25 protein-coding genes and 1 riboswitch are annotated in these 22,934 nt (G+C 40.9%); of the genes, 15 read left to right on the forward strand and 10 right to left on the reverse strand.

Going from position 1 to position 22,934, the window contains the following annotated elements:
* Window positions 1–21: 21 nt before the first annotated feature.
* From AACZ87_RS12050 to AACZ87_RS12075, 6 genes are read left to right on the forward strand one after another with little or no spacing between them, the layout of a single operon-like run.
* Entirely contained in the window at window positions 22–444 is a 423-nt protein-coding gene (locus tag AACZ87_RS12050; protein ID WP_339867459.1) for a VOC family protein, read from the forward strand.
* Between the two features lie 9 nt (window positions 445–453).
* A complete protein-coding gene (locus tag AACZ87_RS12055) occupies window positions 454–1,512 on the forward strand; it encodes an aminotransferase class I/II-fold pyridoxal phosphate-dependent enzyme (protein ID WP_339867461.1) in 1,059 nt (352 codons plus the stop codon).
* 53 nt (window positions 1,513–1,565) lie between these two features.
* Window positions 1,566–1,835 (forward strand): hypothetical protein, encoded by a 270-nt coding sequence (locus tag AACZ87_RS12060; protein WP_339867462.1) that lies wholly within the window; start codon window positions 1,566–1,568, stop codon window positions 1,833–1,835.
* Window positions 1,836–2,075: a hypothetical protein gene (locus tag AACZ87_RS12065; RefSeq protein WP_339867464.1), complete on the forward strand. Its 240-nt coding sequence runs from the start codon at window positions 1,836–1,838 to the stop codon at window positions 2,073–2,075. It begins immediately after the preceding gene.
* Between the two features lie 32 nt (window positions 2,076–2,107).
* Window positions 2,108–2,374, forward strand: coding sequence for a hypothetical protein (locus tag AACZ87_RS12070; protein WP_339867465.1), 267 nt, complete (start codon window positions 2,108–2,110; stop codon window positions 2,372–2,374).
* Window positions 2,375–2,406: 32 nt separating this feature from the next.
* Window positions 2,407–3,339, forward strand: a complete 933-nt coding sequence (locus tag AACZ87_RS12075; protein ID WP_339867466.1) for a polysaccharide deacetylase family protein — start codon at window positions 2,407–2,409, stop codon at window positions 3,337–3,339.
* Between the two features lie 20 nt (window positions 3,340–3,359).
* Here AACZ87_RS12075 and AACZ87_RS12080 read toward each other — a convergent pair whose 3' ends face one another.
* The 3 genes from AACZ87_RS12080 to AACZ87_RS12090 form a co-directional block, all read right to left on the reverse strand.
* Entirely contained in the window at window positions 3,360–3,791 is a 432-nt protein-coding gene (locus AACZ87_RS12080) for a secondary thiamine-phosphate synthase enzyme YjbQ (protein WP_339867467.1), read from the reverse strand.
* A gap of 30 nt (window positions 3,792–3,821) precedes the next feature.
* Complete coding sequence (locus AACZ87_RS12085) at window positions 3,822–4,265, reverse strand: hypothetical protein (RefSeq protein ID WP_339867468.1); 444 nt, start codon at window positions 4,263–4,265, stop codon at window positions 3,822–3,824.
* Between the two features lie 118 nt (window positions 4,266–4,383).
* Entirely contained in the window at window positions 4,384–5,229 is an 846-nt protein-coding gene (locus tag AACZ87_RS12090; RefSeq protein ID WP_339867469.1) for a fumarylacetoacetate hydrolase family protein, read from the reverse strand.
* Window positions 5,230–5,389: 160 nt separating this feature from the next.
* A riboswitch (TPP riboswitch) is annotated at window positions 5,390–5,486 on the forward strand.
* Window positions 5,487–5,622: 136 nt separating this feature from the next.
* Here AACZ87_RS12090 and AACZ87_RS12095 point away from each other — a divergent pair.
* Window positions 5,623–8,013, forward strand: coding sequence for a TonB-dependent receptor (locus AACZ87_RS12095; RefSeq protein ID WP_339867471.1), 2,391 nt, complete (start codon window positions 5,623–5,625; stop codon window positions 8,011–8,013).
* 39 nt (window positions 8,014–8,052) lie between these two features.
* Here the strand turns inward: AACZ87_RS12095 and AACZ87_RS12100 are convergent, their stop codons facing one another.
* From AACZ87_RS12100 to AACZ87_RS12120, 5 genes are all read right to left on the reverse strand, one after another.
* Window positions 8,053–8,562 carry a hypothetical protein gene (locus AACZ87_RS12100; RefSeq protein ID WP_339867473.1) on the reverse strand — a complete coding sequence of 170 codons (510 nt, stop codon included), beginning with the start codon at window positions 8,560–8,562 and terminating at the stop codon, window positions 8,053–8,055.
* Window positions 8,546–9,007, reverse strand: coding sequence for a hypothetical protein (locus AACZ87_RS12105; RefSeq protein ID WP_339867475.1), 462 nt, complete (start codon window positions 9,005–9,007; stop codon window positions 8,546–8,548). The genes AACZ87_RS12100 and AACZ87_RS12105 overlap by 17 nt, the downstream gene beginning before the upstream one ends.
* 78 nt (window positions 9,008–9,085) lie before the next feature.
* Window positions 9,086–10,153, reverse strand: coding sequence for a Fic family protein (locus tag AACZ87_RS12110; protein ID WP_339867477.1), 1,068 nt, complete (start codon window positions 10,151–10,153; stop codon window positions 9,086–9,088).
* Between the two features lie 231 nt (window positions 10,154–10,384).
* Window positions 10,385–11,503 carry an amidohydrolase family protein gene (locus AACZ87_RS12115; protein ID WP_339867478.1) on the reverse strand — a complete coding sequence of 373 codons (1,119 nt, stop codon included), beginning with the start codon at window positions 11,501–11,503 and terminating at the stop codon, window positions 10,385–10,387.
* Between the two features lie 112 nt (window positions 11,504–11,615).
* The gene (locus AACZ87_RS12120; RefSeq protein ID WP_339867480.1) at window positions 11,616–14,171 is read right to left on the reverse strand and encodes a M14 family zinc carboxypeptidase; all 2,556 of its coding nucleotides are present in this window, start codon (window positions 14,169–14,171) and stop codon (window positions 11,616–11,618) included.
* A 94-nt stretch (window positions 14,172–14,265) separates the two neighbouring features.
* On the opposite strand from AACZ87_RS12120, the gene AACZ87_RS12125 reads away from it, so the two are divergent.
* The 5 genes from AACZ87_RS12125 to AACZ87_RS12145 are packed head-to-tail and all read left to right on the forward strand — an operon-like array spanning window position 14,266 to window position 17,297.
* Window positions 14,266–14,535: a PLDc N-terminal domain-containing protein gene (locus AACZ87_RS12125; protein ID WP_339867482.1), complete on the forward strand. Its 270-nt coding sequence runs from the start codon at window positions 14,266–14,268 to the stop codon at window positions 14,533–14,535.
* A complete protein-coding gene (locus AACZ87_RS12130) occupies window positions 14,532–14,765 on the forward strand; it encodes a PLD nuclease N-terminal domain-containing protein (protein ID WP_339867483.1) in 234 nt (77 codons plus the stop codon). Before AACZ87_RS12125 ends, AACZ87_RS12130 begins: the two co-directional genes overlap by 4 nt.
* 1 nt (window position 14,766) lies before the next feature.
* On the forward strand, window positions 14,767–14,940 hold the full coding sequence (locus AACZ87_RS12135) for a PLDc N-terminal domain-containing protein (RefSeq protein WP_339867484.1): 174 nt from the start codon (window positions 14,767–14,769) through the stop codon (window positions 14,938–14,940).
* 44 nt (window positions 14,941–14,984) lie between these two features.
* A complete protein-coding gene (locus AACZ87_RS12140) occupies window positions 14,985–15,266 on the forward strand; it encodes a hypothetical protein (protein WP_339867486.1) in 282 nt (93 codons plus the stop codon).
* A 6-nt stretch (window positions 15,267–15,272) separates the two neighbouring features.
* Complete coding sequence (locus AACZ87_RS12145; protein WP_339867488.1) at window positions 15,273–17,297, forward strand: ATP-binding cassette domain-containing protein; 2,025 nt, start codon at window positions 15,273–15,275, stop codon at window positions 17,295–17,297.
* On the opposite strand, the gene AACZ87_RS12150 is transcribed toward AACZ87_RS12145, so the two are convergent.
* On the reverse strand, window positions 17,294–18,181 hold the full coding sequence (locus tag AACZ87_RS12150; RefSeq protein ID WP_339867490.1) for a TIGR01777 family oxidoreductase: 888 nt from the start codon (window positions 18,179–18,181) through the stop codon (window positions 17,294–17,296). The genes AACZ87_RS12145 and AACZ87_RS12150 overlap by 4 nt on opposite strands.
* 135 nt (window positions 18,182–18,316) lie before the next feature.
* On the opposite strand from AACZ87_RS12150, the gene AACZ87_RS12155 reads away from it, so the two are divergent.
* The 3 genes from AACZ87_RS12155 to AACZ87_RS12165 are packed head-to-tail and all read left to right on the forward strand — an operon-like array spanning window position 18,317 to window position 22,124.
* Window positions 18,317–19,582: a voltage-gated chloride channel family protein gene (locus AACZ87_RS12155; RefSeq protein WP_339867492.1), complete on the forward strand. Its 1,266-nt coding sequence runs from the start codon at window positions 18,317–18,319 to the stop codon at window positions 19,580–19,582.
* Between the two features lie 27 nt (window positions 19,583–19,609).
* Window positions 19,610–21,424: a potassium transporter TrkG gene (locus AACZ87_RS12160; RefSeq protein WP_339867493.1), complete on the forward strand. Its 1,815-nt coding sequence runs from the start codon at window positions 19,610–19,612 to the stop codon at window positions 21,422–21,424.
* A gap of 10 nt (window positions 21,425–21,434) precedes the next feature.
* Window positions 21,435–22,124: a TrkA family potassium uptake protein gene (locus AACZ87_RS12165; protein ID WP_339867494.1), complete on the forward strand. Its 690-nt coding sequence runs from the start codon at window positions 21,435–21,437 to the stop codon at window positions 22,122–22,124.
* Here AACZ87_RS12165 and AACZ87_RS12170 read toward each other — a convergent pair.
* On the reverse strand, window positions 22,121–22,933 hold the full coding sequence (locus tag AACZ87_RS12170; protein WP_339867496.1) for an ion transporter: 813 nt from the start codon (window positions 22,931–22,933) through the stop codon (window positions 22,121–22,123). The genes AACZ87_RS12165 and AACZ87_RS12170 overlap by 4 nt on opposite strands.
* Window position 22,934: the final 1 nt, after the last annotated feature.

Genomic DNA, 22,934 nt, shown 5'->3' on the forward strand with positions numbered 1-22,934 from the left:
CCCTCAACGAAAGTACACATTATGAGCCAATTTAAACCCTTCCACCTCGCTTTCCCGATACGGGATATCGCAGAAACCCGGGCATTTTATGGAGATCTTCTTGGCTGCGAGATCGGTAGAAGCACTGATAAATGGATAGATTTCAACTTCTTTGGTCACCAGCTATCTGCACATATCAAACCTGAAGAATTAGCCTTGGCGCATACCAATACAGTGGATGGGAAATATGTACCCGTTAGGCACTTTGGAGCAATCTTACCATGGGAAGAGTGGCACGAATTAGCTGATAAACTGAAATCTCACGGAATAGAATTTGTAATTGAACCATATATCCGATTTAAAGGCGAAGTAGGGGAGCAGGCGACCATGTTCTTTTTAGATCCTTGTGGAAATGCGCTGGAATTCAAATCCTTTCAGGATGATACTCAGATTTTCGCCAAGTAACACGAAGCTTTGAAAAATCACTACTTAGATACAGGCATAGGTCGAATGATAGAAATAGAGGGTAGAGAACATCTCTATTTCAGTGGAACCTCCTATCTGGGAATTGTTCAAAACAATGACTTCCTGGACATTTTGGCTGATCGGCTGTTTGATTTTGGCTCCAATCATGGACAAAGCCGACTCAATAATATTCGACTCCTTATTTTCGATGAATTCGAAGAGGCCTTTGCCGCATCAGCAGGTGCTCCTTCCGCAGCAGTTTTTAGCTCAGGCTATCTGGCAGGAATAGCCGCATGGAAATCATGTTATAAAAATGCCGATCTCATCTGGATTGCACCAGACGCACATTCGGCTATTGTGCCAGATGATTTATCTCCTTCTACTCAATTAAATTTTACACAATGGAAAAAATCCTGCTTAGAACAGTCTGAAGAGCTATCTCAACGCAAAATCCTACTAATCGGAAATGCGCTAGACCCTTTTCTATGTGAGATTCATGATTATAATTGGGTGAAGTCCATCGCTAAAAAACACGAAGTCACTTTGCTGATAGACGATAGTCATGCCTTCGGCACCATTGGTAAAAGCATCTACGGTACTTACGAAAACTGGGATGATCCGAACATCAATCTTGTTGTGACAGGCTCACTAGGAAAAGGGTTAGGCCTGCCCGCTGGGATAATCTTAGGTAATGAAAAACACTTGGAAACCATCAAGTCAACTCCGCTTTTTGGAGGAGCCTCACCTGGGTCACCAGCGCACTTGAGCACTTTTCTGGATATGGAGCATATTTATTTGGAGGCGAAAAGCTGGCTGGAAGATGCCTGTGGAATATTCGCCCAAGAGACAGCCGAGATTGCTCAAATCAGCGGAAGTCGGGCATTTCCGGCATTTGCGTATTCAGATTCCTCTTGGGTGAAAGAATTTGAAAAAGCAGGCATCATCACTTCTTCTTTTCCATACCCTACAGCAGAAAGTCCATCTGAGAACAGAATCGTGATTTCAGCCTTTCATGAACTAGGTGATATCATGTATCTCAATCAAATCATCCAAGGGTTGGTCAAGTAAGTGAGCCTTCAGCCATTTTACTTCCCTTCGAAAAATTGATAAATTTAAAAACCATGGAAGTATCAAAGGGCAAAGAACGATTCGAAAGGCATTTCACTCCTTACTTCAAGTCTTGGTATACACTCACGCTCCCAGATGCTGTACTCTTCGCTTTGGCAACAAATTTCACAATTAATAGAGCTATTTCATGGGAATTTATCGTTGAAAGAAACTTCTATTCTACATTCATCTGGTATCTTATTCTCACCAGTATCTCGAACTATTACATTTTCTATAGACCTAACTTGAGGTATCATCAGAGTTCAAGTAAAAATTCAAGTTAAATGAAAAAACCACCTTTCCTTTTTCGCTCATTTTTCAACTTTTGGTTGGCAGTAATACTACCTGCTAGCCTTATCACCACCATAGTTTTCCAATTAGTTAAAGGCGACTCAAACTGGCTTGAATTCATCAAATTACCTTCTACCTATGTCAAAATCCTGATATTCCAGATAGTTTTTGGAGCTTGGATGTATTTCAAAGAGTATAAGCCTAAGTCAGCTAAAATTAAAGAAGAAGCTTAATCAGGATCGATCAAGCAAAGACAATTCACAGCATGAAAAAGAATCAATCCAAGCCACAAACTTCAAAAAAGCCAACCCCATTAATATACCGTTCCTTTCTCAACTTTTGGCTCGTAGTAGTGCTTCCTGCAACGCTGGCCGCTTTAGTTGTTTCGAAGCTCTATTACAATAACACCATCAATTTTGAGCCGCTAAAAGAACCAGGAACTTGGCTGTACTTTGCTATCCTACAGGTATTCACAGGCTTTTTCACCTACCTGTGGGTTTATAGAACTAAATCGAAGCAGTACAAAAGCTGATAATATTTATCTTAGGGCAAACAACAACCCAGATGAATACGCTACGCTTCCTTCTATTATTTTTGGCTTTCTTGCCAACAGTCTCTTTTTCCCAAAATCTAGCTGAAAAACTTGGCTATGATAAAGATGCTAAACTCCTAATCATTCACGCCGATGATGTGGGTGTGTCGCATTCCCAGACCAAAGCGACTTTCGATGCAATGAAAAAGGGCTTGGTAACTTCCACAAGCATGATGGTTCCTACAGGTTGGTCAGCGGAAGTAGGGGAAATGGCGAAGGAAATGCCTGACGCGGATATCGGAATTCATATTACTCTGACGAATGAATGGCATAATTTCAACTGGGGACCCGAGGCTGGAAGAATGGCTGTCCCTGGATTGGCAAATGAGAAAGGACATATGTATCCTGATTGTGCGCAAGTAACTGAAAACGCAAGCCCTGAGGAAGTAGAGAAGGAAATCAGAGCGCAGATCAAAGCTGCCAATCAGATGGGAATCACTCCTTCGCATTTGGATTCCCATATGGGCTGCATTTTCTATGGACGACCAGAATATTTAAAATCCTATTTGAAAATTGCGCAGGAGCTGAACATCCCCGCTATGATTAACCAGCAAATGGTAGACGGAATCATTAAGCCAAATTCTTCATTATTTGAAGGAATTAATGTGAATATGTTTCCAATAGTCGATCAACTTTTTATGGCTGAACCAAATGATTATAATACCGGAATGGAAGCTTTTTACACCAAATCACTCAATAATCTAACCTCTGGATTGAATGTGATATTAGTCCACTTAGCGTTTGATGATGAAGAAATGAATGCTGTGACGAAGGGTCATGATACGTATCATGCACCATGGAGACAAGCCGATTACGATTTTTTTACCAGTGAAAAAGCCAGAGAATTGCTAAACAAGAATAATGTGAAATTAGTGACCTGGAGAGAGGTAGGCAAAACGATGTAAATAATTTAATAGAAACCGATTCACTTTATCTCACCAAAAGCCGTAATAATCAAGCTCCTACTCCCTCCATTTCTCCGAAATTCACACAAATAAATTCCCTGCCAAATACCTAGGTTGAGTTTTCCACCAGAAATGGGGATTTGTAAGGCTGTGTCAAAAAAACTGGCTTTAATGTGCGCAGGCATATCATCAGGCCCTTCGTACGTGTGGATAAACCGTGGATAAGATTCTGGAATTAACTCATTTACGAAGGTTTGGAAGTCCTTTCTCACCGTAGGATCAGCATTTTCATTGATAGTCAAAGCGGCTGAAGTATGTTGGATAAAAACCTGAAGAAACCCAGTTTTAATCTGGGCTATTTCAGGAATCGCTTCTTCTATTTTATCAGTGATCAAATGATAGCCTGATGGGTAGGATGGTAAACGAAGTTTGTGCTGGAAAAACTGAGTCATATCATAAAGATAAAATTCAGTTAAGCAGATTTACCTATTCTTTCGCTGAAAAATGAAATTTGGTCCGTCACACTCACTCCAGCTACCCGAGATAGTTTTTGAATCCACAACTACAAAAGGCTCATAATTCTGACCACAATAATGAATCAAATTACGTCCTGACTCTTCATTGAGTTTTATGGATGCAGCATCATAATTCAAAGAAATATAGGTCCTGTCATACGTGCTATCGTCAATTTCATAGGTTCCAGTCAATCGAAAGTCTCCTATGTTTTTGACAAATGACCCGTTTTTCTCCAGTCTATAATTATAAATAGAATCTGTAATTGGGATTAGTTCTGGATCAGCCACCCATGAACTTTTATATCCAATCAAGGACCATTCCTGAGGCATTTTTGAAATATCAGGATTGTCTGCTTTTTCACATGAGAAAAGAACAAAAGAAATGAAAAGGGGAAGTAAATACTTTTTCATGGTAACTAGTTTGATTACGTTTTCACCTCTAGACTCAAACTATGTCTGAGGTATAGTAGGTAAAAGTTATTAAGTATATGCAAATCCTGTACGCATACTCCCCGCAATCCGCTACAGATTAAATTTTTTCAATTAAGTTTTCGAGCACTCCAACCTCATCAATTCCAATTCTCACTTTGTCGCCAACTTCCAACGTAAAATCGTCCGGTACGATACCTGTTCCAGTCATCAGAAAGCAACCTATAGGAAAAGTATTTCCTTTGAAAAGCCAGCCGGCTAATTCCTTTGGCTTACGCTTCAGCTGAGTCAGAGGGGTTTCACCTACAAAAGCTAACACATCATCTCGAAAGATTTCCAATCGGATATTGGCAGTTTCTTCAATGGCTTTTTCAGTAAGGAAAATACAAGGCCCGATCGCAGCACAACCTGCATAAACCTTCGCCTGAGGCAAATAGAGTGGGTTTTCTCCTTCAATACTTCTGCTACTCATGTCATTTCCACAGGTATAGCCTTGGATTTTTCCAGATGGAGAAATCACCAATGTCAACTCTGGCTCCGGCACGTCCCAAGTAGAATCTTTTCGGATATTTACCGCTGCACCTGGGGCCGAAACTCGGCTCGCTGTTGCTTTGAAAAACAGCTCTGGACGGTCTGCATGGTATACTTTGTCGTAAAAATCTGCTCCACCAGCATCTTGGGATTCCTCCATTCTAGCAGTACGACTTCGGTAATAAGTCACACCAGCGGCCCAGATTTCCTGATTTCCCATAGGTGCCAAAATCCCTTTTTTAAGAATTTCTTCACCTTCTTCTGCAGAAATTTCTTTCCACGATTTGGATTCCGTTGTTAAGTGGTCTTTTAGGTTTTCTTGAGCCAGTAGCTTGTCCCAATCTTGTGCAGGGCCTAAAAAAGTTTGATTTTGATACTGTAAAAGGGTGCCCGAAGGCAGTTTATAGATTTTCATAGGTTAATAGGGTTTGACCAGAAATTTAGGAAAAAGATTTGACAGATAAGACAAATAGTCTAGAGTAAGGCTTTTTGATTCTCATACTAGTTATGCTTGGGTAGAAATAATTTTCCAATCCACAGATTTGCGAAGCAACTTTTCCCGATTACCTTTGCTTCAAGATCATAGGGGGTGCCTTAACAAAACGGGCTGAGATCATACCCATACGACCTGATCCGGATAATGCCGGCGAAGGGAAATGAACAAGCGTAGCAACGAATAAAATCAAACCTAAGAAGCGGTACCCTTCTGGATTTTTGATTTTGTTAGTGTTACAGGGTAAACAAATACGGTAAGCTTCCCTAAAGCTTTCTCATGTTTCACTCAATCTCCCGAAAGGGAAAATTACACATGAAAAAAGTACTGTTAAACTTGGCTTTATGCCTGTTTGCAATTTCCACCTGGGCACAAAGCAGCCTCAACGGAAAAGTCTTGGACTCCTCCACAGGCGAACCATTAATAGGTGCATCTGTCTGGACCGAAAAACAAGGCCGGGGCGCTGTCACCGATGAAAACGGAAATTTTACAATTACCAAATTAAAAGAAGGAGAAATTCAACTCCGGGTATCGTATGTTGGCTTTGAAACACTTCAAAAAAGCCTCAGCGTCCCTTTAACCGGCGAATTAAGTTTGCGGCTAAATCCAACAGATCTCCTTTCGGAGGAGTTTATTGTATCTGCCACTAGAGCTTCAGCCACTACACCAACTACCTTTCAGACTATTGACAAAGCGGAATTGGCCAAAAGAAACCTAGGTCAGGATATTCCGATTTTATTGAATTTCACTCCGTCAGTAGTGACAAATTCTGATGCAGGAGCAGGTATTGGCTACACCAGTATGAGTATTCGGGGATCTGACCAAAGCCGAATCAACGTAACTGTGAATGGAATTCCGATGAATGATGCGGAGTCGCATGGTGTTTTCTATGTCAACATGCCAGATTTTGCATCGTCAGTGGATAACCTACAGATTCAGCGAGGAGTGGGAACCTCTACAAATGGCGCCGCAACATTTGGTGCTAGTTTGAATTTCCAAACAGATACGCGCCAGGATGAACCCTATGCAGAAATTCTAAACTCTGCCGGATCATTCAATTCCTGGAGACATACCGTCAAAGCAGGGACAGGATTACTGAATAACCGATTTGCTGTAGATGCACGATTATCCAAAATCACCTCTGATGGCTATGTAGACCGAGCATTTTCTGATTTGAAATCCTTCTTTGTATCTGGAGGATACTATGGTGAAAACCATGTCGTGAAACTGAATGTCTTTTCCGGTAAAGAACAAACTTATCAAGCTTGGTATGGACTTCCAGAATCAAAACTGGAGAATGACCGTACATTCAACTATTACACCTACGACAATGAAACGGATAATTACCAGCAAGATCATTATCAGCTGATCTATACTGGTAAAATCGGAAGCAACTGGAAAACTAACGCCGCGCTTCATTATACCTATGGACGTGGATATTATGAGCAATATCGAGAGGATGATGACTTTGCAAGCTATGCATTACCTGATGTAGAAATTGGAGGAGAAATAATCTCCAGCACGGATATTATCCGCAGAAGATGGCTGGACAACGACTTCTTTGGAGGAATCGCTTCGATCAATTACATCTCTGATGATGGTAAATGGGATGTGATCCTAGGTGGTGGAGCCAATCGCTACGATGGTGACCATTTCGGAGAAATCATATGGGCAAGAGTCGCAGGAGAAACGAATATTCGAGATCGCTATTATGACAACAATGCCGTCAAAGACGATCGCAATATCTATCTAAAAGCGACGCATGAAGTTACGCCGGGCTTATTCCTTTTCGGTGATTTGCAGCTCCGTGGAATCGACTATTCATTTTCTGGAGTCAATGATGATCAAAGGATAGTAGATGGAGAGGAAAAATACACCTTTTTCAATCCTAAATTTGGATTGAGCTATGAGCGAAGCAATGGACAAGTTTGGTATGCGAGTTATGCAGTGGCCAACCGTGAGCCTAAAAGATCGGATTTCACAGATAACCCGATCACTGAAATCCCAAAACCAGAACGACTGAATGACATTGAAGCAGGTGTGAGAGCTCAGAAAGGCAAGTTTAACTACAATGCCAATTTCTATTTTATGGATTACAAAGATCAGCTAATATTAACTGGCCAAATCAATGATGTTGGGGCTTACATCCGAGAGAATGTAGCTAAATCTTACCGGGCTGGAATCGAGCTGTCGGGAGGTTACCAAATTTCGAAGGCCCTTACTGTGGGTGGAAATCTGACACTAAGCCAAAACAAGATCAAGGAGTTTACCGAATATGTGGACGATTATAGCACAGAAGAATTCCAGCAAGAGGCGTTTACTTACGAGGATACAGACATTGCCTTTTCTCCAAATGCGATTGCATCTGCAATCATTGAGTATAAGCCTATCCAAAATCTTTCGTTGAACTGGATGTCCAAGTACGTTGGAAAGCAGTTTTTGGACAATTCGGCGAATGACAGTAGATCCTTGGACTCTTTCTTCACGAATGACATTCGAATCAGCTACCAAGTTCAGCCAAGGTTCTTCAAAAGCCTAGAAGTGAATTTGATGGTCAACAACATCTTCAATGAAATGTATGAGCCGAATGGATACACGTTTAGCTATTTCGTACCAGGAGAAAGCCAGAAAGAATTGGTGACGGAAAACTACTATTACCCGATGGCGGGAACCAACTTTATGTTGGGATTGAATCTGAAGTTTTAAGAATTATTTAGGGGAGAAAAATCTTTCTTCCCTAATTTTTTAAATCCCTAAAGCCTCCCTTATTTCCTCTATTGCTACAACAGCATCTTTTTCTCTCCCATAATCAAGCGCCAAAAACTTAGTGCCATTCGCAAGCAAGACACATTTATAAATGGTGACTTCACCAGAAAGGGTGGGAGTAATCCCATTTGGGATATTGGTGGCGCGAAAACTATGCAGAATAAATTCTGCATGCTCGATTTTAGGTAGCTCCTTCCATTCTCCAATTTTGAACCAAAAAACACTTTGGTATTCTTTGAATCTACTCCGATCAAACTCAATGAGAATTCCTGAATAGGTAGATAGACTCAAAATTCCAAGGAAAAGAAAAATTCCAACAATCATATACAGTGTAAATGGATCAGTCTCGTTCTCAATAAAATTCGAAGTAATCCATATAATCAAAGCGATTGAAACCAGCGAAATTCCCACTAGGTGAGAGCCATTCCAAAGCGTTCGTTTTTTGTAGTTGAAATACCTCGTTTGATTACGATCAGGTAGATTTAACATGCTTCTTTTTCTTAATTAACACTAATGCAATCACGGAGTATATCAACAGATATTTATATAGATCTTGTGAAATGGTAAACTGGAGATTCTGCATGAACCTAATCGTATGCTCATAGAAACTCGCAGAAATCAGATGTAACAAGCCTGCAAAAAGTAGCATGTGGATAAGTGTCGCTACAAGCACAAAAATGAATCGCTTTAAAAAGAGATTTGGAAGTTTATCATGTATAGAAACCTTCTGAAATAGCCAATTCAATAGAAAAGATACCGGCAGAATCAAAACCCAGAAGCTATTAATAAGAACGGATTCCGAAGCGAAAAATGGATACTCGTTAGTTCTGGAATTCAAAAAATCCTGAAAAATCGTAACCAGTAAAACCAGAACCAAGACGACGAGGTATTTTAGCGTCGCTTTGATTCTAGGTTTCTTCTGGAGAATATTCATCTGTTTGTTTATTTTTTAATTGCCATAACCTGTCCCTTGAGGAAGGAAATGGGATGGAGTTGTGTCAATTTCATAAGGCTAGGATTTAGCTGTCAACAGCGCAAATAACTTCTCATTCACATAGTAATTTCCGGTACCAAGTTTCTCCTTACGCAGCACACCGTCCTCGGCAAGCTTATTAAGATAGTTTGCAGCAGTGATTCTCGAAACTCCCAAGTCCTGTACAATAAATTCGATCTTTGTATATGGATGTTTGAACAAATTATTCAACAGTTCCTGAGAGTAAAACTTATAGTTATCCCGAAGTTGAATCTTCATTTCAGCCATCTGAACTTTCAGGTTTTCTATCAAAACGATCGTTTCCCGTGCGGTGTTTTCCACTCCTGAAATCATATAAGATAACCAACCTTCCCAATCTCCATTTTCCCGAACAGCCTGGAGTAGTCTGTAATAATCCGTCTTGTTACGGATAATATGACTACTGAGGTAAAGTATCGGAAGTTTTTGCAAGCCCGACAGGATAAGATACAAAATATTCAAAATCCTTCCTGTCCGTCCATTTCCATCATAGAATGGATGAATACTCTCAAACTGAAAGTGGATTATCGCCATCTTCACCAGTGGATCCAAATCGCTCAGTTCGGATTCATTGATAAACTGCTCCAGGTTTGACATCAGCGAAATGATCTCATCAGGGTTTTGTGGAGGGAGATAGACCGTTTCGCCTGTTTGTGCATTCTTAAGTGCGGTGCCTGGCAGTTTTCGAAATCCTGCATTATTCCCCTCCAAGATCTCTTGGATCTGAAGGATTATCTGATTTGTCAATAGCCCTTGAGTATCTACCAACTCAAATCCACGCTTCATCGCCGCCACGTAATTTTGGACTTCTTTGATCGCAGGAGACATAGACTCAAACTCCAGGTCTGACTTGAAAAGCTCATCGTGCGTGGTGATGATATTCTCCACGGCCGAGCTATCCTTGGCCTCTTGAATAGCCAGTGTATTCAGTAAAATTTCATGATTGGGAATAGAATAAACCAATCCTTTCAGCTCCGCCAACGCCGCATGCGCAGTAGGAAGTTGCTTGAGAATTGTCCTTGTTTCCAGTTCGTCTGTGTAAGGAAGAGGGATAAGGTTCCACACCATATGTAAAGATTATCTAATTTTCTTTACAAAGGTAGTCTGATATGTAAAGAAAAGCTATAGTTTCTTTACATATGAAAGGGGGTGTGTATAGATTTTTCGATTTTCTTTACATATAGGAAGGAATATGTAAAGTGGCTTTACATAGGGATTGAAAAATGTAGGAGCGAAAGATTTTTCGCCCTAACAGATCTACGGATATAATCCGCGCCGACCTGCTGGAAAACAAACGTATCAATCCGGAAAAACGCTCTTATCCATTCCCGGCACAATTCGAAGGGCATTCTTGTAATACAACTTCTTCAAAATCTCATCCGAAAGACCTAAGCCATACATTGCCCAGAATGCATGATATTTTTTATAGTAAGGAAAATATTCGTCCTCAGTTTCCAGCACTCGGAAATAAGTATAATACTCCTCTTTGTTGTAGGCATCTTTGCCAAATAACACTCGGTCCTGATACTTTTCGAAAAACTCCTTAGCACGTCTTGGCTGACGGCCAAACTCAGCAATCACAGCACCGATTCCGAAATTGACATTTGGATATTTCTCTAAGTGCTCGCTAGCCTCATCTAGGTCATTTGCCATCCAGCCCATATGTGCATTGATAAAAGTCGTTTCAGGATGCTTCGCAAAAACATCGTGCTGCTCAGCCATAATCTGCTCAAAAGGTGCTGGATTGTCCGCACCCCGCTGACGATTTGGATGAGTTTTTAGTTCTAACCAGCGCTCATTGTTCGCATCCATCGGTTGCCAAAATTGCGCAGGATCTGCCGAGTGAATAATCACCGGAATTCCTAATTCACCAGCTTTCGCCCAAACAGCATCTAGATCAGGATGATTGACGGGTACTCTATTGCCATCTACATCGTTCACATTCAGACCAAGGCTTTTATAGATTTTCAAACCACTTGCTCCCGCTGCCACATCTTCTTCCAGCTCTTTCACCGCAATTCGAGTCCATTCTTTATCTCCAAAACCTGCAAAATTCAAATTGGTAAAGACCATAAATCGTCCTGGAGCATGCGTATTGAACTCCTTGATCATGTCCTTGATATACTCCTGCTGAGAATTGCTATTTCCCCTTCCAAAACCTCTTCCGCTTAGATTGACCAAGACTCCCATGTTAAGCTCATCCATTTCAGCAACTAGCTGATCAATCCTTTCTTCATTAATTCCCCCTTGGTGGCTATGAATATCTACAAAAGGGAACTTTGCTCTTTGCACAGGATGCTCAGGGACTTTGAGAGTAGATGGCGGATTATATTCTTCAAAACTCATTTCCTGGGCATGTGCCGTAAATCCGAACAATACCAGTGCAGATACAAGTAATAGTTTTGTAAAAATATTCATAGACGATGTTTTAGTGTTTACTAGGCTTGCTTACGCAAAATTTTATAAAAGAGTTAAGTATTTTTAAAACATAAAATCCCGAGCCAAGGCCCGGGATTATTAATTTTTGAAATTATCTAGCAGTTCCACCTTGGATCACCTGCCCAAAGAAGATCGCATTCATATAGAGTTTGTTTGTTCCAAACCAGAAGGCCCTGAAGTTCATATTATCTGCAAAAGCAACAATCCTACCTCTTCCAACACCGGATACCTGAATTACTGAACCATTTTGAATTCCAGGAAGATTGGAAGGGTGAAGATAACCCGAAGCTAATGGCTGATCAGTATAAACCAGTGGATTTGCATAAGGGTTTTCCGAAGGCTCCATGAACAAATTATCATTTCTGAATGTATGGATTTCTGTATCGGTATAACCATAGCCAATAGGATGAGTAAGGTCCAGCTTCGCATTGAAAATCGCCCCACCGGTCACTCTTGCCCCGCTTTCATTTTCATAGTCAGCATAGCTTCGCTGTAGACCTGTCACTTTTTCAGCCCCATCACGAAACTTGAAATCCCCCACTTCATTCTGAGCAAGGAATTGGATTGCACCACCCTTGGCAAGCAGTGTTCCTCCACCGGAAATCCACGACTTCAATGTCGCCGCACCAGATTTTCCAAGACTAGAATACCTACCGTCTGGCATTAGGATGACATTGTATCTATCGAGCGTGTTGCCACCGACTCTATCCATAGAAAGTAACGTAATCGGCATTTCGTAGCGCTGATCCAGCAGATGCCAGATCTCTCCCGCTTCATAGCTGTCCACTCCTCCTTCTACCAAAAGAGCTATTTCAGGTTTGTCCAGCGACATCATATTAGGAGAACCAATGTTCAGACCTCCAGTATATCCACTTGTCAATGCGTAGATATCAACCGTTGAAACTTTGGCTATTTCGGAGAGCTTATTGAAAAAAGCCTGATCATCCAATCCGCTTTCTCCTTTTCCAATCAGTAAAGTACCTCTTCCGAACGTCTTGCCATCTGCAGTAGTAAATTCCCCAGTAGCAACTCTTACCTGAAAATCAGCGTCCATTAATTTGAAGGCAGCTTTTGGCGCATAATAATCCGTCCACTCCATCGCATATTGATAGGCACCTGCTTCACCGATTACATTTCCCGGAGTCAAAACAAGGGAACTTTTCGAGATTTCATTCACACTTGCCAAATTCAGAATCTGACTATTCAATGCCATGTAATCCAAGTTGAAAGCCATAGGATATGTCCAAGCAGAAATATCGTAAAATAAGCTATCCTTGAAGGTATTTCTAGTCTCAAACATCGCTTTGATCAGTCTGTATTGAGGTTGATCTGCCGGGACGATATAAGAATTCTCTTTTTCAAATTCCTTTCCATTTACCGTGATATCGTCATTCAGGCTGAATACTTTGATGTCATGCTGAAGGATCAAATCTGCCAAATGATAGCTCCTCGCATCGTCATCTTTGCTTCCAAAAATATACGCCTTGTTGCTATCTCCGTCCACTTCTTTTTTAATGTCGTTGTAAAAATCCTGCATGAACCCATTCAATTCCTGACGCATTTCTTTTGCAGCCTGAAAAGAGGAGAGATTAGCCGTGAATTGATTTCTAATCGTAAAAGGAAAACTTAGCATCCCATTTACACTCTCTTGCAAGTGACCTCTGGAGCTGGCCTGCTCAAACAGAATCCCAATAGAACCTTGCACGTCTGGATAGGTGGATCCTTTACCATAGTAATAGTCATCGTAGCTTTCCTCACTGTAATACATCGAGCCAATCTCATCCAACGCTTTTGCGTGATAAGTCCCGATTTTTTTCGTCAGTTCAAAGTTTTTGGTAGGCGTGAGAGGGTGCATTCTAGCTGGTACACCTGGTTGGAAAAAGAAGGAACTATTCGTTCCCATCTCATGGAAATCCAAGTGAATATTTGGAAGCCAATCTTGAAAAACCCGCACTCTATTTCTGGATTCTGGGTGCTGTACTGGAAGCCAATCCCTGTTCAAATCAAACCAGTAATGATTCGTTCTTCCTCTAGGCCAAGCCTCGTTGAACTCTACATTATTCGGATCACCATTCATGTTATACGACTTGTGCGTATTTACCCAAGAGGCAAACCGGTTCAATCCGTCCGGATTAATTGCCGGATCAAGAAGTAAAACCATGTTGTCCAAATCAGAAGCAATTTCCTTCGCAGCAGCAAAATGATACGCTGCTAATAAAGAAGCATTGGCACCGCTAGGTTCATTTCCGTGAACAGAATACCCCATGAACATCACAATAGGCATATTTGCTACATCAGCTGAAGAGCCGGCATCCCGAAGTTTTTTTCGGTCAGCTTTGATCTGATCAATCTTTGCAAGATTGGATGGAGAGGTAATTGTCAGAAGTACCTGAGGTCTCTTCTCGTAAGTTCTCCCGGTTTCTTCAAAAATCACGCGGTCAGAGGCGTCAGCCACGGCTTTCATATACATGACCAATTGATCATGACTCACATGCCATTCTCCGACTTCGTATCCCAAAACTTCCTTTGGAGTTGGGATTGATTCATCGTAAGTGTATCCTTTCGGTAAATAATAGCTTAAGTCGACCTGAGCGTAAGTACAGAGCGCAAAAAAGGATAAAAGCAGCGAAAGCAGGCTTCTCTTCATAATGGTTGGTGGTTTAACTTTTAGCTAAATTCTTATTTTGATTACTCAAAAAAAGCTATTTTGGTTCAATGGTAAAAATAACTGAAGAGAACTTATGGATTTAATATCACCAGGAAACGGGCTTGTTTACTGGCAAACAGCAACTTTCTTAGTTATGGTAGGCTATTTCTCCTTTTGGGTCTATGCATTAATCGACATGATTCGTGCAGATTTCAAAGAGCAGCACATGCAGCTGATCTGGGCACTGATGATTTTATTCGTACCAGTAATTGGGACCTTTTTGTACCTAAGTATGAATAGAAGGACTAAACGCGGTTTTAGAAAATTCACTCCAACCTTTTCATCTCAACAAAACACTAAATGACACTTTCTTTTATTCAAAACATGGGCGGAGGCTCGATGATGATTTTCCTTTTATTTGGTCTACTCTATACTGTTCTATGGATTTACTGTTTGGTAGACGTGTTGCGTTCAGACTTCAAAGATCCTAACATGAAGATAATCTGGGTAGTAATTCTACTTTTCGCTCAGGGAATTGGTCCACTCGTTTATTTAGTCATGGGCAAAAGCACAAAAACCACTTACTCTTCCTGACATGTTTGGACTTGGAGCTATCGGATTAATAATCTATGCAATTACCATTTTTGATGTGGTGAGCAGTAAGTTCGCAAACCCAAATGACAAGTTAATTTGGATCGTCATCGTGGTTTTACTTCCGCTTGTAGGTGCCATTCTTTGGTTTTTGGTGGGAAGGGGGAAAAGGATTTGAAATCAAAATACTTTTCGATGTACGCCTTTAAGAGCCATTAAAGCATGAGAAGTCTTTTTCTATACTATAAGCAAATCAGCAGTTTCAATATTCCTTTTTCATTACTCGTCGCTTTCTTAGCCTATATAAACGGTGGCAGTTTTGATGTTTTCTTTTTCCTACCACTATTGACAATTGGGTACCTACTCGCTCTTTATCTATTTGAAGTAAGGTATGCGCATCAGTATTTCTTCTATTTCAATTTAGGTCATGAAAAGTTAAAATTGATTGGCTTTACTTTCGGGGTAAATGCAGCAATTGCCCTTACCTATTTCCTTATTTTTTAACTGCCTATGACTCATCACATCTTAGAAGTAGATAGTCTGATCAAGTCCTTTGGCCATAAACATTTACTTACTGATATCTATCTTAAATGCACCACAGGAGAGGTGATTGGAATTTTAGGTAGAAATGGAACAGGCAAATCCACTTTACTTCAGATAATTTTTGGGTCAACTGATGCAGAAAGTAAAAGCATTAGGATAAACGGTAAATTCCTGGAAAAAGCATTTTCAGATGGAGATAAAATAGCCTATCTACCTCAAGGCAATTTCTTGCCAAATGGCTTATCTGTTTCCTCGGTCATTCGAACATTCCTTGTAGAAGAAGACAGAAGAAACTCAGTTTCTGTTAATGCTCGAATAAAGCCTATTCTCAATAAAAAAATCTCTGCACTTTCTGGCGGTGAAAAACGATACCTTCAAGTACTGCTGATTCTCAATCTTCCAACGGCATTTGCCTTGCTTGACGAACCTTTTTCCCAGGTAGAACCACTCTACAGAACGGACATCAAAGCACTCATTGATTTACATAAACAAGAAAAAGGCATCATCATTACTGATCACGATTACCTTAATCTGATGGATGTTAGCGACAAAACCTTCCTGCTTACGGGAGGAGCGCTGAAGCCAATATTGGAAACAAAACAACTCATCGAATACAATTACCTGCCTCCTGAGAAGTCCGAAAAAGAGGCAGAAGCTGATGATGAGCATTTTCTTATTGACAAGCAGACGTCGAAAGATCTGGGTCTAGCTATCAACTACGATGAGGAAAGTTTACTTTCTCTATTTGAAAAGCCAGAATCAAAAGGTGGAAAAGCTTACTTGGAAAAGTTGTTTGGCAATCCAACGAAAAGCAAAATCCTCCTTCAAAATAGACAGGAATCTATAAAATTCTTTCAGCAAAATGATGGCCTACTGAGGCTTGACAGAAAGCAACTTGATTTTATTACTGTCTACTTGGAGTCTGGCATAGCAATGAATTCTTCCCAATACAGTTCGCTGTCAATCTATCTGAAAAACAAGTATCGCACTTCAAACAATTTTTACATCCAAGAAACAGGGATGCAACATGTGTTTGAATTTTTGAAAGAAGCATTACAACTGGCTACTAAAATCCAAGACCTGAACCCTAATTGGTATCTATCCAATCTTGCTTATCAGATTCAAGAGCAAATCAAAAGCAGCAACTTGCGGGACTTTATGGATTCCTATGGCCAAAAACCGCTTTACCTCCATTTTTCAGAGTTTGATTTTATGTTGAGAAATAAGGGCAAGGAGCAGCTCATCTGGTTGCTCGAACGCTTTTATGAATTTGATGCATACATCGCAGTAGCTCAGACAAGTAAAAAATTAAAATTCGCTTTTCCTGAATTTGAGGACACTCAGAGCTCTGTAATAGAAATTGAAGGGCTGTTACACCCAAAGCTGGTTAAAGCTGTTGGTAATGATTTCACTATTTCAGCGAAAGAAAATATGTGTTTTCTAACAGGAGCAAACATGTCAGGTAAATCTACTTTCCTCAAGGCCTTCGGCTTGGCTATTTATCTTGCCCATTTGGGATTCCCTGTTCCTGCTTTCAAAATGAAAACGAGTATTTTCGACGGGATTTTCACCACGATCAATCTCGCTGATAATATTAATCATGGACTCAGTCATTTTTATAGTGAAGTAAAGCGAGTAAAGGAAGTAGCGAGTGAGATCAAAAATGATAAAAATCTAGTCGTCATTTTCGATGAGCTATTTCGTGGCACCAATGTAAAAGATGCCTCCGCTGCTTCTTCCATGATAATTTCTGCTATGGCCCAGCAGCCTGGAAGTGTCTACATTATTTCTTCGCACATCATGGAGATTGCCCAGGAATTGGAAAAGCAAAAAAACATCTTCTTTAAGTGCTTTGATGTGAGAGTAGTTAACGACGAAGCCATTTACACTTACAAGCTTGTAGATGGAGTTTCCAAAGACAGTCTAGGTTTGCACATTGTCATCAAAGAGCAAATAGTAGAATTACTAAAGGGTAATAATCTAACCTCCTAATTATAGATATGCTTCAACGCCCCAGTGAGCTCTGGACATTCATACTCAAATCCCGCTTTTTGGATTTTTTGAGAAGAAACCCGATTTCCACCAAGAACCATCGCGGCCATTTCGCCTAAAACTAACTTGAGAACGAATCCTGGCACTCCAATTCCCACATAAGGTTTGCCCTTTTCTTTTGCAGCAGCCTTGGTAAGTTCTTGATTGGTGGCTGGATTAGGAGCGACTGCATTAAAAACACCTTGTAGCGTAGTCTTTTCCAAAGCAAAGACAAACATCCTTGCCAGATCTTCAATAGCGATCCAACTCATCCACTGATCTCCTTTTCCCAGAGGCGCAGCTATTGGTGGCTTCATCATTTCTCCAAGTGCACCACCATTTGCATCTAGCACAATGCCTATTCTCAGCATTACTGTGCGAAGGTGCAATTCTTCCATTTTCTTCACTTCATTTTCCCAAGAGACGACCACTTGAGCTAAAAAATCTGATCCTGACTCATTAGTTTCATCCATCAAAGATGTTCCGGTATCAAACCCGTAATACCCCACAGCAGAAGCCGAAATAAATGTGTTAGGCTTTTCTGTAGCTTTTTCGATGGCATCAAATAGCAATCGTGTACTTTGAATCCTGGAGTCAAGAATAATCTTCTTCCGTTCATCAGTCCAGCGCTTCTCAGCGACTCCAGCACCAGCTAGGTGAATGACAGCATCTGCCCAGTCCATGGCCTCAGGATCTATGGTTTGCTTTTCCACGTCCCAAACAAAAGATTTATGTTTTTGCTGAGATCTACTGAGCCAGGCCACGGAATATCCTTTCAGTTCCAGCAGCTGAGTGATTTTATGGCCAATGAGCCCTGAACCTCCGGAAATAAGAATATTTTGCATAATTGGGTGATTTGTATTTAGATAACCCTTGAACCTCCAAATAAGTTGGTCGTTCTAAAATGATTTAGGGTTAATAATGCCTCATTAAATTCAATATCTATTCCTAATTTGGCCTAACTAATTGAAAAAACTAGTTTGAACAGCATTTCTATTTTTCGGTATATACGACTTTGGATTGTTTTAGGCCTTTTGGTAGGCTTGCTTTCAGGTGCTGCATCGGCTATTTTTTTGATTGTTCTTAATTGGGCGACTACATATCGCGAATCTCATCTCTGGATCATCGCCCTGCTACCTATTGCGGGATTTGTGATCGGATGGACCTATTATCGCTTTGGGGAAAATTCGGTGAAAGGAAACAATCTTTTGCTGGATGAACTTTACAAAACTGAAAAGCCGATTCCGCTTAGAATGACTCCTTTGGTACTTTTTGGGACAATTTTGACACATTTATTCGGTGGATCCGCTGGTCGCGAAGGCACAGCAGTGCAGATGGGAGGCTCGCTTGCGGATCAGCTCACTAAGTATTTCAAGTTGAATCCAGAAGACAGAAGGGTAATTTTAATAGCCGGAGTAGCCGGAGGATTTGCCTCTGTTTTTGGTACACCACTAGCAGGAGCTATTTTCGCTTTAGAATGGATGCTTCATAGAGAAATTCGTTGGAAATCGCTGTTTCCAGCTTTCTGGACTGCTTTTGTGGCCCACTGGGTCTGCGCTTACCTTTTTGCTGTTGGACATACACACTATTCCATAGCATTGGTTCCTCCACATACCTTGATGAACTTACTTTGGGTGATTCCTGCTGGAATAGCTTTCGGGTTTTCCGGGAGATTATTTGCCCAAAGCACTCATTTTTTTTCTCATCAATTTTCCCACTTCATAAAATATCCACCCCTTCGCCCGGTCATAGGCGGACTGGTGATCGCGGGAATTGTATACATTTCGGACAGTACGACCTACATAGGTTTGGGCGTTCCGAGGATAGTAGAAGCCTTCGAGACTCCACTTCCTTGGTACGACTGGTTGGCAAAAACTGGCCTAACCAGCTTTACACTTGGAGCCGGCTTCAAAGGAGGGGAAGTCACTCCATTGTTCTTTACTGGCGCCACGCTTGGCAATGCACTCGCCACTTGGATTCCGCTTCCTCTTGCTTTACTTGCTGGGATGGGATTTGTAGGGGTTTTTTCTGGAGCGACCAATACGCCCATGGCCTGTACGGTGATGGGGATGGAATTATTCGGATATGAATCTGGAATATATTTGGGAATTGCCTGCTTGATCGCCTACCTTTTCAGTGGTAAATCAAGTATTTATTCCTCACAAAATTTGGATAAGAAATTTCATTTGTATCCTGCTGAAGGGATTTTTACCTTTTCCAGAAATAAGTCCCAAGAGAAAAATTGATATTCCTATAAAGTCTATTTCTAATCCATGAAATTCAAGCTGAAAATTTTTTCTAACCCTGATCGCAATATCATCTTTCTCAATAAGGTGATTAAGGTGCAGGAGAAAGTAGTTCAGATCAGCAGTATTTTTGCGTTTGGTCTCTTGCTATTTCATTTTGGGTATTCTACAGATCCGCAAAATGAGGTCACTGCTTCTGAGCTCTTCAATATTTCTCTTATCCTCATAGGAGTTGGTTATTTTATTAGGGTATTATTAGTAGAAAAATCCATCTTCCCTGCACGAGTAATTCTTGAGTTACTTCTTTCACTATTAATGATTCTTACAGCGCTAGTCCGCTGGAATGTGCTGGGAAATGAAATGACCCAATTGGTTTTGGATTTCACAGCACATTACCATCTCATTAATGGTCTGGTCATCGTCTTATTTTTTATAGAGCTCAGCAAATTTAGTCTCACCATAAATGAACTAAAACTCAGCCCTTCATTAGTTTTTATACTCTCTTTCATTCTGCTCATCTTAGTTGGAACAGGCCTACTCAGCCTTCCTGAAGCGACTACCAGAGATATAAGCTTCATAGATGCCTTATTCACGGCGACTTCGGCTGTATGTGTCACTGGCCTGATTGTATTGGATACTGCCAAAGATTTCACGTTTTTTGGTCAGGTAGTTATTATGATTTTGTTCCAAATTGGTGGACTTGGGATCATGGTATTCACGAGTTTTTTCGGTTTCTTTTTTAAGGGTAGTTATTCCATAGAAAACCGTCTTTTCATCCGCGATTACATCAATGAGAACAATGTAAATGAGATTTACACAACCCTATTTAAAATCATTTCTTTTACTGTTTTGGTGGAAGGATTTTGCGCCTTTTTGATCTATCATTTTACCGACTCTGCACAGTTTTCAGGCCGAGGAGATCAGTTATTCTTTTCGCTTTTCCACGCGATCTCAGCTTTTTGCAATGCAGGGTTTTCTACGCTCAGCAACGGGCTCTATCAGGAAGGATTCCGTGAAGCTTATAATATGCACTTGGCGATTGCTCTGGCAATTGTGCTTGGTGGAATAGGCTTTCCAGTAGTATTAAATTACTATTCTTATGTCAAGCATGTGATCGTAGGGAAGGTCAAGAGCATTTCAGGGATAGAAAAATATCGGCATACACCAAGAGTTTCCAGTGTCAACACACGTCTGGTAATCTATACCACGGGCATCTTACTTATCCTCGGGATGGCCGTGTATGCCATATCAGAATACGATGCTACACTGAAAGGTCTTAGTCCTTATGGAAAATTTGTTACAACAATTTTTGGTGCTGTTACTCCTCGGACTGCCGGGTTCAACACAGTAGATATGAGAGGATTGGCTGTTCCTACAATATTGATTTACCTCTTCCTGATGTGGATCGGAGCTTCACCAGGCTCAACAGGTGGTGGCCTTAAGACCAGTACCTTTGCTGTGGCTATGCTCAATACATTCAGTATTGCTTCAGGGAAAACCAGAGTTGAAGTTTTTAGAAGACAGATTACTAATGAAACCCTAAAAAAAGCTTTCGCTGTAATCTCCCTTTCTGTTCTAGTAATAGGCCTTGGTGTGTTTCTCCTAATGATATTTGATCCTCAACTTCCAATGATTGATGTTGCTTTTGAGGTGTTTAGCGCGTTTTCAACCGTGGGCCTGACGCTAGGAATTACTCCACAGTTGAGCCTTGGAAGTAAAGTGGTACTGATGGTAATCATGCTCATCGGAAGGGTGGGAACACTCACGATTTTAATTGCAATCGTCCGTAGGATAGGAGAACAACGGTACAAATACCCTGAGGAAACCGTTTATATAACGTAATCGAGAAGACATGAAATATATAATAGTAGGAATTGGAAATTTCGGAGGCTATCTAGCCAAGCGCTTGACTAATCTCGGTCATGAAGTCATTGGAGTGGACTCCAGTGAAAGTCGGATAGAATTGATCAAGGATAGCATCACACACTCCATCGTAATGGATGCCACAGATCAGGCAGCCGTAAAAAACCTCCCCTTAAAGGACACAGATGTCGTCATCATAGCGATAGGTGAGGATATCGGGGCTTCTATCATGAGCACAGCTATTTTTAAGCAACTAAAGTCCAATCGTATCATCGCGCGAGCGATCAACCAACTACACGAAACAGTAATTCAGGCCATCGGCGTAGATGAAATCATCCATCCCGAAGAAGAAACTGCAGACCGACTTTCCAAGCGTCTGGAAATGAAAGGAGTTTTGGATTCACTGGAGATCTCAGATGAATATAACATCGTAGAAGTGAAAGTGCCTAGCCGATATGTGGGAATGACTGTGGCAGCAGCTGACATCAGAAAAGAATTTTATCTCAATATCCTTACGATTATTAAAATTGAGCAGCGAAAAAATCTTTTAGGAATAAATACGCCACACAAAAACGTGATTGGAGTAGTGACTCCAGAATACAAATTCGAGAATGAGGATATATTGCTGCTTTTTGGGAAAATAAAAAACATACAAGATTTTCTAAAGCTTGGAGATTAGAACAGCTTTTCTCCACAATTTTTGCAGTAGTTATCGGCGGCATGAATTGGACTAAATCTGCATTTTGGGCAACTGTTATTTTCTAACAGTTTCTCGTCCTTCCTTTTCTGCGCCGCCATTTCTGAAGAAACAATCCCAGTAGGCACAGCAATTATTGCATAACCCAACAGCATAATAAGCGACGAAACCAATTGTCCAAGAGGGGTCACTGGATAAATGTCTCCAAAACCCACCGTCGTCAAAGTCACTATAGCCCAATACATCCCAATGGGAATACTAGTAAAACCGTGCTGAGGCCCTTCGATGATAAACATGAATGTACCCATGATCAGCACAATAGTTACTACAAACCCAATGAAAATCAAGATCTTATGGGAACTGGATCTTAGCGATTTAGTTAAATACTCCGCCTCAGCCACGTAGCGACCAAGTTTCAAAATCCGGATCACCCGCAAGAGACGCAATGCTCTCACCACAGTAAAAAGCTGAGAATTGAGCACGAAGAAACTGAGGTAAGAAGGCAAAATCGCTAGCAAATCTACCACACCAAAAAAGCTGAAAATATACCCGCTAGGCTTGCGAGATAGCCAAACCCTAAGAAAATATTCAATGGTAAACAGAATGGTAAATACCCATTCTAAAATCAAAAAGACCTCTCCGTATCTGGCTCGTAGGCTGCCGACCGAGTCTAAAATTGCCACGAAAATACTCCCGAAAATCATAAATAAGAGTACAATATCGAAGGTCTTCGAAGCCCAATCATCAGACTCAAATACGATATGAGCAAGGCGCTTTTTGGTGAGTTTCATA

The organism is uncultured Algoriphagus sp. (assembly GCF_963974365.1).
GTDB lineage: Bacteria > Bacteroidota > Bacteroidia > Cytophagales > Cyclobacteriaceae > Algoriphagus.

Bases quoted from the DNA above. Each gene is read 5' to 3' on its own strand.
- AACZ87_RS12050 (WP_339867459.1), top strand. From the start codon at position 22: ATGAGCCAATTTAAACCCTTCCACCTCGCTTTCCCGATACGGGATATC.
- AACZ87_RS12060 (WP_339867462.1), top strand. From the start codon at position 1,566: ATGGAAGTATCAAAGGGCAAAGAACGATTCGAAAGGCATTTCACTCCT.
- AACZ87_RS12065 (WP_339867464.1), top strand. From the start codon at position 1,836: ATGAAAAAACCACCTTTCCTTTTTCGCTCATTTTTCAACTTTTGGTTG.
- AACZ87_RS12070 (WP_339867465.1), top strand. From the start codon at position 2,108: ATGAAAAAGAATCAATCCAAGCCACAAACTTCAAAAAAGCCAACCCCA.
- AACZ87_RS12075 (WP_339867466.1), top strand. From the start codon at position 2,407: ATGAATACGCTACGCTTCCTTCTATTATTTTTGGCTTTCTTGCCAACA.
- AACZ87_RS12080 (WP_339867467.1), bottom strand. From the start codon at position 3,791: ATGACTCAGTTTTTCCAGCACAAACTTCGTTTACCATCCTACCCATCA.
- AACZ87_RS12085 (WP_339867468.1), bottom strand. From the start codon at position 4,265: ATGAAAAAGTATTTACTTCCCCTTTTCATTTCTTTTGTTCTTTTCTCA.
- AACZ87_RS12090 (WP_339867469.1), bottom strand. From the start codon at position 5,229: ATGAAAATCTATAAACTGCCTTCGGGCACCCTTTTACAGTATCAAAAT.
- AACZ87_RS12095 (WP_339867471.1), top strand. From the start codon at position 5,623: ATGAAAAAAGTACTGTTAAACTTGGCTTTATGCCTGTTTGCAATTTCC.
- AACZ87_RS12100 (WP_339867473.1), bottom strand. From the start codon at position 8,562: ATGTTAAATCTACCTGATCGTAATCAAACGAGGTATTTCAACTACAAA.
- AACZ87_RS12105 (WP_339867475.1), bottom strand. From the start codon at position 9,007: ATGAATATTCTCCAGAAGAAACCTAGAATCAAAGCGACGCTAAAATAC.
- AACZ87_RS12110 (WP_339867477.1), bottom strand. From the start codon at position 10,153: ATGGTGTGGAACCTTATCCCTCTTCCTTACACAGACGAACTGGAAACA.
- AACZ87_RS12115 (WP_339867478.1), bottom strand. From the start codon at position 11,503: ATGAATATTTTTACAAAACTATTACTTGTATCTGCACTGGTATTGTTC.
- AACZ87_RS12120 (WP_339867480.1), bottom strand. From the start codon at position 14,171: ATGAAGAGAAGCCTGCTTTCGCTGCTTTTATCCTTTTTTGCGCTCTGT.
- AACZ87_RS12125 (WP_339867482.1), top strand. From the start codon at position 14,266: ATGGATTTAATATCACCAGGAAACGGGCTTGTTTACTGGCAAACAGCA.
- AACZ87_RS12130 (WP_339867483.1), top strand. From the start codon at position 14,532: ATGACACTTTCTTTTATTCAAAACATGGGCGGAGGCTCGATGATGATT.
- AACZ87_RS12135 (WP_339867484.1), top strand. From the start codon at position 14,767: ATGTTTGGACTTGGAGCTATCGGATTAATAATCTATGCAATTACCATT.
- AACZ87_RS12140 (WP_339867486.1), top strand. From the start codon at position 14,985: ATGAGAAGTCTTTTTCTATACTATAAGCAAATCAGCAGTTTCAATATT.
- AACZ87_RS12145 (WP_339867488.1), top strand. From the start codon at position 15,273: ATGACTCATCACATCTTAGAAGTAGATAGTCTGATCAAGTCCTTTGGC.
- AACZ87_RS12150 (WP_339867490.1), bottom strand. From the start codon at position 18,181: ATGCAAAATATTCTTATTTCCGGAGGTTCAGGGCTCATTGGCCATAAA.
- AACZ87_RS12160 (WP_339867493.1), top strand. From the start codon at position 19,610: ATGAAATTCAAGCTGAAAATTTTTTCTAACCCTGATCGCAATATCATC.
- AACZ87_RS12165 (WP_339867494.1), top strand. From the start codon at position 21,435: ATGAAATATATAATAGTAGGAATTGGAAATTTCGGAGGCTATCTAGCC.
- AACZ87_RS12170 (WP_339867496.1), bottom strand. From the start codon at position 22,933: ATGAAACTCACCAAAAAGCGCCTTGCTCATATCGTATTTGAGTCTGAT.